The organism is Sphingomonas sp. 8AM (assembly GCF_902506455.1).
GTDB lineage: Bacteria > Pseudomonadota > Alphaproteobacteria > Sphingomonadales > Sphingomonadaceae > Sphingomonas.
Window position 1 is genome coordinate 1,116,915 of sequence record NZ_LR733844.1, and the last position, 14,591, is coordinate 1,131,505.

Genomic DNA, 14,591 nt, shown 5'->3' on the forward strand with positions numbered 1-14,591 from the left:
TCAGTAGAAATGCTTCAGGGTCAGCGCGCGGCGTCGACCGGCGCAATCGTCGAGCATGACGACGCGGCCTTCGCTGCCGGCCGGCCATGCCGCGAGCGGACCGCGCGCGTAAGCGGCGTCGATGCGGGTGCCGTCGACCGCGCAGATCGTGTCGCCCCCCTGCCAGCCGGCGGCGGCGGCCGGGCTGCCGCGCATGACGTGGAGCACCCGCAACCGCTCGCCGGTCAGCGCCAGCAACAGCCCGCTGGTCGAGCGGAGCGTCGGCGTGTCGGTGCGCGGCGTGGCACCCAGCAGCATCTGCCCCGCGGCGGGGTCGAGCAGCACGCGATAGCGCTGGAGAAAGCCCGATCCGATCCGACCCGCGACCCCGATCGTATCGGAAAAGCCGCCGGCCGGTTCGACGCGCACCTCGACATCGCGCGCGATCGCGTCGCCGATCCGCAGCGCGGGCACGATCGCCATGTCGCTGACCACCGCGCCGGCCAGCCCGAACGAGACGGTGGTGGTCACCGGGCCGGCGGCGACGCGGGCGGTTGCCCAGGCCGCGGCCCCCAGCGTGATCGCCGAGCCGTCGCCGGTATCGACCACCATCGGCGCCAGCGTCGCGCCCGCCGCGCCGATCGCGCTGACATAGACCATCCGATCGCGCGCGATCGACAGCGGCGCGGCGACGCCGGCGAACGGGCGGCTGCCGCTGCGCAGCAACCGGAAGCGGCGCGCCTGATAGTCGATGTCGAGCGCATAGGGCGCGGTGAGGTCGCGCCCGACGAGCAGGTCGACCGCCAGGGCGCTGCCGGTCGCGGTAGCGGGAAGGTCGGCGACCGCGAGGCTTCCGCCGCGCCGCGTCACCGCGCCGATCGCCACCGCGCGCGTCTCGACGCGCCCGATCGCGACGCTGCCGCCGATCACGGTCGCGCGACCGTCGGCGCGGACCGGCAGGCGATACGCCTCGGCGAAGCGGCGTGCGAGGACGGAGTAGCTGACCCCGGTATCGAGGATCGCGGTAACCGGGCGGCCGTCGACCGCCATGGTGAAGCGGATCTGGTTGCCGGGGGTGAGGTCGAACGGGATCCAGCGGCCCTCGGCATCGGCGGCGAGCGTCGACCGCCCGACCCATGCCGCGCGCGGTTCGGGCAGCGGTGCGGCGGCGAGCGCAACGGCAAGGAGGGGCAGGATCGGCACGTGGATGGTGTAGCGGATCGTGTAGATGTGTCACGGGTGGAGGGTGCGTGGTTGCCGAAGTCCGTCACCTTTGCGGAGGCGGGAATCCAGACGCGCGGGTTTGTCGATAGAGGGGCGCGGTCTGAGGTTCTGGATTCCCGAATTCGCGGGAATGACGAAGGAGGAGTGCCCAATAGTGGTCATCCCGGACTTGATCCGGGATCCCGCTTCTTGCTTCGATCGCCAAGAAGAAGCGGGGCCCCGGATCAAGTCCGGGGCGACGAGGGGTTATGGTCGGGGCGACGAAGGCGTATGGTCCGGGGTGACGGAAGAGGGAGACGTTACAGGCACGCCTCCAGATACGCCTGGTCGAAGCCGAACTGCTTGGCCTTGTCGATCGTGTACGGGCGCAGACCCATCGAGCGATATTCGCCGATGATCTTCCCGTCGGCGCTTTCGTCGAGATATTCGAACTTGAACAATTCCTGCGTGACGATCACCGGGCCTTCCATCCCGATCACCTCGGTGACGTTGGTCACGCGGCGGCTGCCGTCGCGCAGGCGCTTGACCTGGATGATCAGGTCGACGCTGTCCGCGATCTGGCGGCTGATCGCTTCCTTGGGCACCTTGATGTCCGACATCATCACCATGTTCTCCATCCGCGCCAGCGCCTCGCGCGGGGAGTTGGAGTGGAGCGTGCACATCGAGCCGTCGTGGCCGGTGTTCATCGCCGCGAGCATGTCGAAACATTCGCTGCCACGGATTTCGCCGAGGATGATGCGATCCGGGCGCATGCGCAGCGCGTTCTTGACGAGGTCGCGGATGCTGATCTCGCCCTGACCCTCGAGGTTAGCCGGGCGGGTTTCGAGCGGCAGCCAGTGCGGCTGTTGCAGGCGCAGCTCGGCGGCGTCCTCGATCGTCAGCACGCGTTCGCCAGGGTCGATCATCTTCGACAAGGCGTTGAGCATCGTCGTCTTGCCCGAGCCGGTGCCGCCCGAAATGACGATGTTGAACCGCGACGCGCCCGCAACCTTGAGCGCGGTCGCCATCTTCGGGCTCATGCTGCCGAAGCCGGCCATCATGTCGAGCGTGATCGGCTTGGCGGAAAACTTGCGGATCGAGATCGCGGTGCCGCGCAAGCTGAGCGGGGGCACGATGACGTTGACGCGGCTGCCGTCCTTTAGGCGCGCGTCGGCGAGCGGGGTGGTCTGGTCGACGCGGCGGCCGACCGAGTTGCAGATCCGCTGCGCGATCTGGAACAGATGCTCCTCGTCGCGGAACTGGATCTGCGCCATCTCCAGCTTGCCGCGGCGCTCGACGAAGGTCTGGTCGGGGCCGTTGACCATGATATCGCTGATCTCGGGGTCGGAGAGCAATTCCTCGAGCGGCCCCAGCCCGAGCAACTCGTCGACCAGCACCTTCTCGAGCGCGAATTGCTCGCGGCGGTTGAGCGTCAGCTTCAGCTCGGCGAGCACCTCGCCGATGATCGGGCGGAATTCCTCGGCCAGCTCGTCCTTGCCGAGTGTCGCGGCCGCCTCGGGGTCGACGCGCTCCAGCAGCCGCGGGAGCACCTGCTCCTTGATCTTGTGGATCGACGCCTCGAAGCCTTCCATGCGGCTCGCGCCCTGCTCGCCGGTGGCGTTCTGGCGGTCCGACAGCCGTTGCATCGCGTCGATCTGGCCGGGCGGGGTGAGCGGGTCGAGCGCGGCGATCGCGTCGAGCGGCGCGGCGGTCTCCACCGGCTGGTCGTCGCGTGAACCCGGCTGGACGTGCATCGGGCGTGCGACCCCGAAGCCGCCGCGCATCCCGCCGCCGGTGCCGTTACCCATGCCGCCGTTGCGGCGTCCGAACGCGTTCATCGACCCTGATCGTCCTCGAAGTGGCTCGGCAACGATCGCTACCGCGCAAGCCTTTCGATTTGGCTAACTAATCGGGGTTGCCCTGAGCGTGGAGCAGCGTGCGGAAGGCAATATTACGGATCGCGAGCGGCAGCGCGGCGTCGGCCGGCACCGCCGCCGCCCGCCCGACCCGCGCCGTGGCACGGGCGCGGAACGCGGCATCGCCGCGAAGCAGCGTCGCGGCGGGAAAGGCGGCGCGCAACGCCGCCCCGTCCTCATCCACGTCCTCGTCGAACGCGAACCGCGACCAGCCGCGCGCACTCGCGGCGAGCAGCAGCGGGCCCGGCGGGGCAGCGAGGCGTACCCAGTGCAGCGTCTCGCCCGCGCCACCTGCCGCCGCCGCCTGCGGCGTCATGCCGAGCCGCGCGGCGTCGGCGTAGAAGCGACTCGGCGCGCCATAGCCGGCAGCATAGATCGCCGCGGTCACGCCATCGCTCGCACGCAGCGCCGCCAGCACCCGATCGGCGCGACAGGTCCGCGCATAAGCCGCCGGGGTGACGCCGGTCAGCCGATGGAAGAGGCGGTGAAAATGGTGCGGCGCGTAGTCGACCCCCGCCGCCAGCGCGGCAAGCGGCGGCGGCGCGTCCGCGGCGAGCAACGCGGCGGCGGCGATCACCGCTGCGCGGTCGCGGGCGACCGAATCGGGCAGACAGCGGCGGCATGCGCGATAGCCGGCCGCCTGCGCCGCGGCGGCGTCGGGCAGGAAGGCGACATGTTCGCGGCGGGGGCGGCGCGCCGCACAGCTCGGCTTGCAATAGATATGCGTGCTGCGCACCGCGACCACGAAGCGGCCGTCGAACGCGCGGTCGCGCCGGGCGAAGGCGTCCCAGGCGGTGTCGGAGTCGATGGTCGCGCTCATGCCGGCCGGTCTACGCCAGCCGCACGTGCGCCGCATCCCGCAGCTTGCGCCCAAAGCGCCGCCCGCCGCCAGCGCTGGCATCACGACGGTTTCACTCCGGTTGCATCGCGGTTCCCCCTTTGCTACGCGCGCCGTACCCAAGCGAGGCGCACCCGATGTGCGCTATCCGTTCGCGTGGGTGGGCACCCTTGGGTATGACGAGGAAAGTGGATCGCGTGGAGAGTTCCAGCGGTAATCAGGGCAGCAGCATCCAGGCCGGTCTCGGCGGCCGGTATGCGAGCGCGCTGTTCGATCTGGCGGTGGAGGCCCGTGCGGTCGATCGCGTCGAACAAAGCCTGACGGCGGTGCGCGACGCACTGGCGGCGTCGAGCGACTTCAGGACGCTGACGGCATCGCCGGTCATCGCGCGCGGGCAGGCGGTCAAGGCGGTGCTCGCCACCGCCGACGAACTGGGGCTCGACCCGACGACGCGCAGCTTCCTCGGCGTGCTCGCGGAGAATCGCCGGCTGGCGGCGTTGCCGAAGATCATCCGCGCGTTTCGCGCAATGGCCGCGCAGCATCGTGGCGAGACCACCGCCGAGGTCACCAGCGCGCACCCGCTGACCGCCGAGCAGGTCGACGAGCTGAAGCAGCAGCTTCGCCGCCGTGTCGGTCGCGACGTGACGGTCGACCTGGCGGTCGATCCGCAGATCCTGGGCGGCCTGGTCGTCCGCATCGGTTCCCAGATGATCGATTCGTCGATCCGCACCCGTTTGAATGCGCTTGCCAGCGCGATGAAAGGCTGAGTTGATGGACATTCGCGCCGCAGAAATCTCCCGCGTCATCAAGGACCAGATCGCCAGTTTCGGCACCGAGGCACAGGTGTCGGAAACCGGTCAGGTGCTCAGCGTCGGTGACGGGATCGCGCGCATCTACGGGCTCGACAACGTCCAGGCGGGCGAGATGGTCGAATTCGCCAATGGCGTCCAGGGCATGGCGCTCAACCTCGAGGCTGACAATGTCGGCGTCGTGATCTTCGGCTCTGACGCCGAAATCCGCGAGGGCGATACCGTCAAGCGCACCGGCACGATCGTGGACGTGCCGGTCGGCAAGGGGCTGCTCGGCCGCGTGGTCGACGGGCTCGGCAATCCGATCGACGGCAAGGGCCCGATCGTGACGGAGCAGCGCAGCCGCGTCGAGGTCAAGGCGCCGGGCATCATCCCGCGCAAGTCGGTGCACGAGCCGGTGCAGACCGGGCTGAAGGCGATCGACGCGCTGGTGCCGGTCGGCCGTGGGCAGCGCGAGCTGATCATCGGCGACCGCCAGACCGGCAAGTCGGCGATCGCGATCGACACCTTCATCAACCAGAAGCAGGCGAACGCCGGCACCGACGAATCGAAGAAGCTCTATTGCGTCTATGTCGCGATCGGGCAGAAGCGTTCGACGGTCGCGCAGCTGGTCCGCACGCTGGAAGAGAATGGCGCGATGGAATATTCCATCGTCGTCGCCGCGACCGCGTCGGACCCCGCGCCGCTGCAGTTCCTGGCGCCCTACACCGGCACCGCGATGGGCGAATATTTCCGTGACAACGGGATGCACGCGGTGATCGTGTTCGACGATCTGTCGAAGCAGGCCGTTGCGTATCGCCAGATGTCGCTGCTGCTGCGCCGTCCGCCGGGCCGCGAAGCCTATCCGGGCGACGTCTTCTATCTCCACTCGCGCCTGCTGGAGCGCGCGGCGAAGATGAACGAGGCGAACGGCTCGGGTTCGCTGACCGCGCTGCCGATCATCGAGACGCAGGCCGGCGACGTGTCGGCGTACATCCCGACCAACGTGATCTCGATCACCGACGGCCAGATCTTCCTTGAAACCGATTTGTTCTTCGCGGGCATCCGTCCGGCGATCAACGTCGGCCTGTCGGTCAGCCGCGTCGGCGGTGCCGCGCAGACCAAGGCGATGAAGAAGGTGTCGGGCTCGATCAAGCTGGAGCTGGCGCAGTATCGCGAGATGGCGGCGTTCGCGCAGTTCGGCTCGGACCTCGATGCCTCGACGCAGAAGCTGCTCAACCGCGGCGCGCGGCTGACCGAGCTGCTCAAGCAGCCGCAGTTCAGCCCGATGCCGTTCGAGGAGCAGACCGTCTCGATCTATGCGGGCACCAACGGCTTCATCGACACCGTGCCGGTCGCCGACGTCAACCGCTACGAAGCGGCGATGCTCAGCTACATGCGCGCCGATCACGCCGACGTGCTGACCGCGATCCGCGACAGCCGCGAGCTGGGCAAGGATACCGAGGGCAAGCTGAAGGAAGCGCTCGGGCAGTTCGCGAAGACGTTCGCTTAATCAATACGTCGCCCCTGCGCAGGCAGGGGCCCATGTCTCTCTCCATCAGAGACACCGTTCGTTGAGATAGAGATGGGTCCCTGCCTACGCAGGGACGACGAGAAGAAGGACAAGATGGCGTCACTCAAGGCCCTCAAGATCCGCATCGGCTCGGTGAAGTCGACGCAGAAGATCACCAAGGCGATGAAGATGGTCGCTGCTGCCAAGCTGCGCCGGGCGCAGGAGGCGGCGGTCGCGGGGCGTCCGTATGCGGAGCGTCTCGAAGGCGTCGTCGCCAGCCTGGCGCGGACGGTCGGCGTCGGCGCGTCGCCGCTGCTCGCGGGTACCGGCAAGGATCAGGTGCATCTGCTGGTCGTCGCGACCTCGGAGCGCGGTCTGGCGGGCGCGTTCAACACCAACATCGTCCGCGCCGCGCGCCGCAAGGCCGAGGAGCTGGAAGCCGCGGGCAAGACCGTGCGCTTCTATATTGCCGGCAAGAAGGGGCGCGTGATGAAGCGCTTCTACCCGACCGGGATCGTCGCCGACCATGACCTGTCGGAGATGAAGACCGCGAGCTTCGACGCCGCCAAGGACATCGCCGACGACCTGATCACGCGCTTCAAGGCCGGCGAGTTCGACGTCGCGCATCTGTTCTATGCGCGCTTCCAGTCGGCGCTGGTGCAGGAGCCGATCGGCGCGCAGATCATTCCGGTCGCGATACCGCACGTCAAGGGCGCGAAGGCGGCGAACGATGCCGATGCGACGGTCGAATATGAGCCGAGCGAGGAAGCGATCCTCGACGATCTGCTGCCGCGCAACGTCGCGATCCAGATCTTCCGCGCGCTGCTGGAGAATGCCGCGTCGGAGCAGGGCAGCCGCATGACCGCGATGGACAATGCGACCCGCAACGCCGGCGACATGATCAAGCGGCTGAGCATCCAGTACAACCGCGCGCGTCAGGCGGCGATCACGACCGAACTGGTCGAGATCATCTCGGGCGCCGAGGCATTGTAGTATGTCGGATTTCTCGATCGATGACCGCTTTGCGCGGTTTGGCTCGACGAGATACGCTATCGATAAAATTACGTCTTTTTCTGTTTCGACTCGGCAGGAGAGGGCGCAGGGACAAAACAGTCGTAAGCTCTTTGCCTCAGGTGGCTTTTTTGGTTCGATCGTTGGCTGCATCATGGCGAGGATTGGTCATGATGCAGGCGACCAAGCGACGTTTTTTGGAGGGTGTGCGGTCATTTTGGCCGGATGCGGACTGCTCTGGAAAGCACGGAAAATGCCTTCTGACGGGTCAACCAAGCGAACTCTATTCTGTCTTTTGATTGTGACGAATGCGGGGGAAGTTGTAGCGTTTGAGACAGCATCCCTAGCTGAAATGGACGACATCGAGTCTGCGCTTGAGCAGGCAATAATTGATTCGAGGCGATAGGAAACGAACATGGCAACCGCCGCTGAAGACATCCGCCCGACCCACCTTACGGGCCAGACCAACAACACGGGCCGCATCAGCCAGATCATCGGCGCGGTGGTCGACGTGCACTTCCCGTCGCAGCTGCCGGCGATCCTGTCGGCGCTGGAGACCGAGAACAACGGCCAGCGGCTGGTGCTCGAGGTTGCGCAGCATCTCGGCGAGAATACCGTGCGCACGATCGCGATGGACGCGACCGAGGGGCTGACCCGCGGCCAGCCCGTCACCGACACCGGCGCGCAGATCCTGATGCCGGTCGGCCCGGCGACGCTCGGTCGCATCATGAACGTCATCGGCGAGCCGATCGACGAGCGTGGCCCGATCGCGACCGACCTGCGCGCGCCGATCCACGCCAAGGCGCCGGACTTCATCGACCAGTCGACCGAGAATGCGATCCTCGTCACCGGGATCAAGGTCATCGACCTGCTCGCGCCGTACGCGAAGGGCGGCAAGATCGGCCTGTTCGGCGGCGCGGGCGTCGGCAAGACCGTGCTGATCCAGGAGCTGATCAACAACATCGCGAAGGGCCATGGCGGCACCTCGGTATTCGCGGGCGTCGGCGAGCGGACCCGCGAGGGCAACGACCTGTATCACGAGTTCCTCGACGCGGGCGTCATCGCCAAGGATGAAGAGGGCAATGCGGTCAGCGAGGGCTCGAAGGTCGCGCTGGTTTATGGCCAGATGAACGAGCCGCCGGGCGCGCGTGCGCGGGTCGCGCTCTCGGGCCTCGCGATTGCGGAATATTTCCGCGATCAGGAAGGGCAGGACGTGCTGTTCTTCGTCGACAACATCTTCCGCTTCACGCAGGCGGGCGCCGAAGTGTCGGCGCTGCTGGGCCGTATTCCGTCGGCGGTGGGCTATCAGCCGACGCTGTCGACCGACATGGGTGCGCTGCAGGAGCGCATCACCTCGACCAACAAGGGGTCGATCACCTCGGTGCAGGCCGTCTACGTTCCCGCGGACGATCTGACTGATCCGGCGCCGGCGACCTCGTTCGCGCATCTTGACGCGACGACCGTGCTCAACCGCGCGATCTCGGAGCTGGGCATCTATCCGGCGGTCGATCCGCTCGATTCGACCAGCCGCGTGCTGGAGCCCCGCACCGTCGGGCAGGACCACTACGAAACCGCGCGTGCGGTGCAGGCGACCTTGCAGAAGTACAAGTCGCTGCAGGACATCATCGCGATCCTCGGGATGGACGAGCTGTCCGAAGAGGACAAGCTGACCGTCAGCCGCGCACGCAAGATCCAGCGCTTCCTGTCGCAGCCGTTCCACGTCGCCGAGGTGTTCACCAACATCCCCGGCAAGTTCGTGCAGCTCGAGGACACGATCCGCAGCTTCAAGGCGGTCGTGAACGGCGAATACGATCACCTGCCCGAGGCGGCCTTCTACATGGTCGGCGGGATCGACGAGGCGGTCGCCAAGGCCGAAAAGATGGTCAAGGAGGCCTGAGGCTTCTTCCGCCCCCGCGACCGGTTGTCGGTCACGGGGGGCGGTCCTGTGGCTGTTTGCCGATCGGAACTAACAGCTAGGGTGCTGTACATGCTGCATTTCGAACTCGTAACGCCGGCGCGCCTCCTCATCTCCGAGGACGTTCATATGGTGACCGTACCCGGCGCCGACGGCGACTTCGCGGTCTTGGAGGGCCATGCGCCGTTCATGTCGACGATCCGTGACGGCGCGGTGCTGGTGCAGAAGACGCCCGGCGGCCAGCCGGAGGCGATCGCGATCCGCGGTGGCTTCGCCGAGGTCAATGCGCGCGGGCTGACCGTGCTCGCGGAGCACGCGGGCTGAGCGTCTAGCGATCGACCGATTGCTACCCCGGACGTAACCCGGGGTAGTCGGCGATACCGTCATTGCGAGCGGAGCGAAGCAATCCAGTGCCGGACCAGAACGCCCTGGATTGCTTCGCTACGCTCGCAATGACGTTTGGTTAAGCCGGTGTTTCCCGGACAGCGGGCAAGCAGAAGAAGCGGGATCCCGGGTCAAGCCCGGGATGACGTTGGATTGCCGGGTCCCAGACCAGCACCGTCGCCTTACTTCTCCTCCTCGCCGTCGTTCTCTTTCCTGCTTTCCATCGCGGTCGCGATCGTGTCGATCGCCGAAGTGTCCTTGCTTTCGATTGCGGTGAGCACGGTGCCGGCCATCGTCCCCAGCGCGCCGCCGTGCGGATCATAGGCGACGCGGCGCAGCGCCGGCACCGCGGCGTCATATTCCTTCTTGCGGATGTGCATCGCCGCCACCTGCATGGCGAGCCCGCTGTCGAACGGCGCAAGTGAGAAGGCGTAGTCGAGTCCCTTCTCGGCATTGCCGCTCATGGTTCCACCCGACGAGCGCAGCGCCTGATAGTGCGCGACCAGCGGCCACGGGTCCTCGGGGTCGAGGTGGTTGGCGGTGATGAACCATTGCCGCACCGCCTTCCAGCGCGCGGCGTCGGTGACATGCTCCTTCTCGGCGAGCGCCGACTGCGCCATGCCGCGGTAGATCAACGCCTCGCGCAGCCCCGGCCTGGCCGCCAGCGCGCGCGCGGCCGCGGCATCCGCGGCCGCATAGCCGCCGGCATCATATTCGGCCTCGGCGAGCGCGACCTGCACCGCCGGATCGTTCGGAAAATCCACCGCGACCTTTCGCGCGGCGACCGCCACGGCGGGCGCGGTCCTGGGGTTCACCCCGCGCGTCGAGCGGAGGACGACCGGCATGATCGCCTCCTCCCCGGCGCCCAGCGCCCGCGTCGTCACCGGGCCGATCGGCAGCTTGTCGATCTTCATGCCAAGGATCGGCAGCGTCTTGCGCGCATAATTGTTGAGCTCGCGGTCGAGCTTGCGAGGATCGCCGAGCAGCGCCGCCGCGGTTTTCGGATCGCCGCCTTTCTCCAGCGCCTTGAGATAGGCGGCCAGTTGCGGGCGACGCTCGTTGTTGAGCAGCATGTAGTGGGTCAGCAGCCACGCGCGGCCGTAGAAGACCTGCCGCTGGTTCGGATCGAGCCGCTTGTCGCCCGGCGCCAGCGTCAGCAGGTCACGCATCGGCAAGAGGCTGTCGTCGATCAGGCCATAGGCGCGATAGAGCGGCGGCACCCCGATCAACAGCCGATCGGGCTCGAACACCGTCGGCGCGTTGAACTCCGCGAATCCCTCGACGAACCATGCCGGAAACGGCTGGTCGCCCCACGACGAGAACATGAAATGGTGCGCATATTCGTGGAGCAGCACCGCTTGCGGCGTCAGCGCGAGCTTTCCGGTGTCATTGGTCTTGCGCGGCACGAACGCCACCGGCCCCGACAGCCGCGGCATATAGATACCGGCGGCGTCGCTCCTGCCGAGCAGTTTCTGCAGGGCGCCCACATCCTTGACGACGAAGACGCGCACGCGCTGCGACGGGCTGAACGCCGGGTCTTCCATGCCGCGCATCACGCGCATCGCCTTGTCGAACCGCTCCAGCCGGGTGGCGAATTCCGTAACCTTGTCGGGCTCGTCGTCCGAATAGACGACGAAGTGCCGCGACGATGCCTGTTGCCACGCCGCGGCCGCCGGCGACGCCATCCCCAAGGCCAGCGCCGCCGCTGCCCACCACCTGCGCATCATTCGCCCCCGTCAAACTTCCCCGCCGACAGACTAAGCGGGGATGGCCGGCGGTCAAGCGCCCGGCGTCAGGCGTCGTGGAATTGCAAACCGGCGAGCCGCGCATAGAGCCCGCCCGCACCGGTCAGCGCGGCATGGCTGCCTTCCTCGACGATCCGGCCGCTGTCCATGACGACGATCCGCGACGCCGCGCGGACGGTGGCGAGGCGGTGCGCGATGACGATCGTGGTGCGCGATGCCATCAGCCGCTCGAGCGCATCCTGCACCAGCCGCTCGCTTTCGGCATCGAGCGCGCTGGTCGCTTCATCGAGCAACAGGATTGGCGCGTCGCGGAGCAGCGCGCGGGCGATTGCGACGCGTTGCCGCTGCCCGCCCGACAGCCGCGCGCCGCCCTCGCCGAGGAAGGTGTCGAGACCCTCGGGGAGCGCGCGCAGGAAGTCGGCGGCGTTGGCGGCCTCCGCCGCGGCCCAGACCTGCGCGTCATCGGCGTCCCAGCGGCCGTAGCGAAGATTGTCGCGCGCGCTGGTGCCGAAGATCACCGTCTCCTGCGGGACCATCGCGATCCGCGCGCGGACCTCGGCCGGGTCGGCGCGGATGAGATCGACGCCGTCGACCAGCACCGCGCCGCGCGCCGGCTGGTAGAAATGCTGGAGCAACTGGAACAGGGTCGACTTGCCCGCGCCGGACGGGCCGACCACCGCCAGCGTCTCGCCGGGGGCGACCTCCAGCGTGAAGTCGTGGAGTGCGGCGACATCGGGGCGGCTGGGGTAGCGGAACTCAACGTTGTGAAAGGCGACGCGGCCCTGCGGCGGTTGCGGCAGCGCGACCGGGTGCGCGGGCGGGGCGATCTCGGGACGCTCGGCGAGCAATTCGCTCAGCCGGCCCGCCGCGCCCGCGCCGCGCAGCAGATCGCCGTAGACTTCGGTGAGCGCGCCGAACGCGCCGGCGACGATCCCGCCGGTCAGCACGAAGGCGGCGATCGCGCCTCCGGACAGCCGTCCGGCCGCGACATCGTCAGCGCCTTCCCACAAAACCAGCGTGATCGCGCCGAAGATCAACCCGATGACGATTGCGGTCATGATCGCGCGCAGCGCCACGCGCTTGCGCGCCGTCGCCATCGTCGCCTCGACCGCGTCGGTGAAGCGCGCGCTCTCGCGTGCCTCCTGCCCGAATGCCTGGACGATCTTCATCGCGCCGAGCGTCTCGACCACGATCGAGCCGACGTCGGCGATCCGGTCCTGCGAGGTGCGCGACAGGTTGCGGACGCGCCGCCCCAGCAGCGCGATCGGCGCGATGATGAGCGGGATGCCCGCCAGCAGCATCGCCGCCAGCTTGGGCGAGATCGCAAACAGATAGATCAGCCCGCCGATCGCGGTGAACGAGTTTCGCAGCGCGATCGACACCGTGCTGCCGACCACCGTCTCGATCTGGCCGGTGTCGGCGGTGAGCCGTGAGGCGATCTCCGACGGGCGGTTGGTCTCGTAGAAGGACGGGCTGAGCGTCATCAGATGCCGCTGCACCTCGGTGCGGATATCGGCGACGACGCGCTCGCCCAGCCAGGCGACGAAATAGAAGCGCACGGCGGTGCCGATCGCGAGCACGACCACGATCATCAGCATATAATGGAACGACGACGCCACGGACTCGGCGGATGCGCCGTTGGCCGCAAAGCCGCGGTCGATCACGCGTTTGAAGCTGTAGGGGATCGCGATCGTCGCGCCGGAGGTGACCGCCAGCGCGCTAAACGCGGCGGTAATCTGGAGCGGGTATTTGCGGGCGTGTCGAAAGACCATCGCCAGATTGCCGAGACGGCGGGAAGGAGCGACGTCGGAAGCGCTGGCCATGCGCGCGGCCTAGCAGCGCGTGCCGGCCCGCTCAACGTGTCGTGAAGGGTTTAGCGCGGGTCGGGGCCCGGAAATCGACTGCAATCGTTGCAGTCGCGTTGCGACGGACGAAGTTGCTATAGGCGCCGCACCGGCGGGGCCGGGGAAGGAAGACGCGAATGTTGTACGACGCCTATGAATTGCAGCGGTCGTGGCTCGCCTCGGCCAGCGCGATGGCGACGGTAGGAGCCAACTGGCTGAACAACCCGTCCAACCCGTTCGCGTATCTGGGCGGCGGGCCGGTGATGGCGTCCGCGCTGGAGGTGTTCGCGCATGCGTCGGCCTCACGCGGCAAGCCGGCGTTCGGATTCGAGTCGACGACCGTCGACGGCCGCGAGGTAGCGGTGGTCGAGGAGATCGTGCTGCAACGCCCGTTCGGGCAGCTCAAGCGCTTCCGCCGCGAGGGCGTGGAGGGCGGGCCGCGGCTGCTGATCGCCGCGCCGATGTCGGGACATTTCGCGACGCTTCTGCGCGGGACGGTCGAGCGGATGCTGCCGGTCGCCGACGTCTATGTCACCGACTGGCGTGACGCGAAGCTGGTATCGACGCGCGAGGGACGGTTCGATCTCGACGATTATATCGATTATCTGATCGCCTTCCTCGAAGCGATCGGCGCGGATCAGGACGGTGTGGCGGACGGCGCGCATGGCGCGCACATGCTGGCGGTGTGCCAGCCATCGGTGCCGTGCCTCGCCGCGACCGCGCTGATGAGCGCCGACCGCAACCCGTGCCGACCGCGTACGCTGACGATGATGGGTGGGCCGATCGACACGCGCGAGGCGCCGACCGCGGTCAACACGCTGGCGACCGAGCGGCCGTTCGCCTGGTTCGAGCAGAACGTGATCGCGACGGTGCCGATGTTGTACCCGGGCGCGGGGCGGAAGGTCTATCCGGGCTTCCTGCAATTGTCCGGGTTCATGACCATGAACCTCGGTAACCACATGATGAGCCATTACGAGCTGTTCAAACATCTCGTCACCGGCGACGATGACAGCGCCGAGGCCACCAAGCGCTTCTACGACGAATATCGCTCGGTCTGCGACATGACCGCGGAGTTCTACCTCCAGACGATCGACACCGTCTTCCAGTCGCACAGCCTGCCGAAGGGCGAGATGCTGCATCGCGGACGGCGCGTCGACACCGGTGCGATCACCGATGTCGGGCTGCTGGCGATCGAGGGCGAGCGCGACGACATCAGCGGGCTGGGACAGACAAAGGCGGCGCTGACGATTGCGACCGCGCTGCCCGAGGAAAAGAAGCGCTATTACATGGCCGAGGGTGTCGGCCATTACGGGATCTTCAACGGCTCGAAATGGCGCAACCGGATCGCGCCGGTGGTCGAGGAATGGATGGCGGCCAACGGCTGATGTAAAACGGGCCGGTCGCTTGTGGCGACCGGCCCGGGTTTTGAATCATCGTCCCTGCCTGCGCAGGGGC

Annotated in this window: 12 protein-coding genes; 7 read left to right on the forward strand and 5 right to left on the reverse strand. The window is 67.6% G+C overall.

From position 1 onward, the window contains the following. The 3 genes from BACI71_RS05565 to BACI71_RS05575 all read right to left on the reverse strand — a co-directional run bounded on the left by BACI71_RS05565 (position 1) and on the right by BACI71_RS05575 (position 3,918). The gene (locus tag BACI71_RS05565) at positions 1-1,182 is read right to left on the reverse strand and encodes a retropepsin-like aspartic protease (protein ID WP_236552828.1); all 1,182 of its coding nucleotides are present in this window, start codon (positions 1,180-1,182) and stop codon (positions 1-3) included. Positions 1,183-1,502: 320 nt separating this feature from the next. Next, on the reverse strand, positions 1,503-3,020 hold the full coding sequence (locus BACI71_RS05570; RefSeq protein WP_159756127.1) for a CpaF family protein: 1,518 nt from the start codon (positions 3,018-3,020) through the stop codon (positions 1,503-1,505). A 67-nt stretch (positions 3,021-3,087) separates the two neighbouring features. Next, positions 3,088-3,918 (reverse strand): Ada metal-binding domain-containing protein, encoded by an 831-nt coding sequence (locus BACI71_RS05575; protein WP_159756130.1) that lies wholly within the window; start codon positions 3,916-3,918, stop codon positions 3,088-3,090. A 215-nt stretch (positions 3,919-4,133) separates the two neighbouring features. Here BACI71_RS05575 and BACI71_RS05580 point away from each other — a divergent pair, with 215 nt between their 5' ends. From BACI71_RS05580 to BACI71_RS05605, 6 genes are all read left to right on the forward strand, one after another. Then, positions 4,134-4,703, forward strand: coding sequence for a F0F1 ATP synthase subunit delta (locus BACI71_RS05580; protein WP_443018454.1), 570 nt, complete (start codon positions 4,134-4,136; stop codon positions 4,701-4,703). A gap of 4 nt (positions 4,704-4,707) precedes the next feature. Continuing rightward, positions 4,708-6,237 carry a F0F1 ATP synthase subunit alpha gene (atpA, locus tag BACI71_RS05585; RefSeq protein ID WP_159756137.1) on the forward strand — a complete coding sequence of 510 codons (1,530 nt, stop codon included), beginning with the start codon at positions 4,708-4,710 and terminating at the stop codon, positions 6,235-6,237. Between the two features lie 114 nt (positions 6,238-6,351). Further along, entirely contained in the window at positions 6,352-7,230 is an 879-nt protein-coding gene (locus BACI71_RS05590) for a F0F1 ATP synthase subunit gamma (protein WP_159756140.1), read from the forward strand. 1 nt (position 7,231) lies between these two features. Next, positions 7,232-7,654 (forward strand): DUF6232 family protein, encoded by a 423-nt coding sequence (locus BACI71_RS05595; RefSeq protein ID WP_159756143.1) that lies wholly within the window; start codon positions 7,232-7,234, stop codon positions 7,652-7,654. Between the two features lie 9 nt (positions 7,655-7,663). Next, complete coding sequence (gene atpD / locus BACI71_RS05600) at positions 7,664-9,145, forward strand: F0F1 ATP synthase subunit beta (RefSeq protein WP_159756146.1); 1,482 nt, start codon at positions 7,664-7,666, stop codon at positions 9,143-9,145. Between the two features lie 90 nt (positions 9,146-9,235). Next, positions 9,236-9,487 (forward strand): ATP synthase F1 subunit epsilon, encoded by a 252-nt coding sequence (locus BACI71_RS05605; protein ID WP_159756149.1) that lies wholly within the window; start codon positions 9,236-9,238, stop codon positions 9,485-9,487. A 242-nt stretch (positions 9,488-9,729) separates the two neighbouring features. Here BACI71_RS05605 and BACI71_RS05610 read toward each other — a convergent pair whose 3' ends face one another. After that, positions 9,730-11,271 (reverse strand): hypothetical protein, encoded by a 1,542-nt coding sequence (locus BACI71_RS05610; protein WP_159756152.1) that lies wholly within the window; start codon positions 11,269-11,271, stop codon positions 9,730-9,732. Between the two features lie 68 nt (positions 11,272-11,339). After that, positions 11,340-13,115, reverse strand: a complete 1,776-nt coding sequence (locus BACI71_RS05615) for an ABC transporter transmembrane domain-containing protein (RefSeq protein ID WP_159756155.1) — start codon at positions 13,113-13,115, stop codon at positions 11,340-11,342. A 158-nt stretch (positions 13,116-13,273) separates the two neighbouring features. Between BACI71_RS05615 and BACI71_RS05620 the strand changes: the two genes are divergently transcribed. Beyond that, on the forward strand, positions 13,274-14,521 hold the full coding sequence (locus tag BACI71_RS05620) for a polyhydroxyalkanoate depolymerase (protein WP_159756158.1): 1,248 nt from the start codon (positions 13,274-13,276) through the stop codon (positions 14,519-14,521). Positions 14,522-14,591 lie beyond the last annotated feature (70 nt).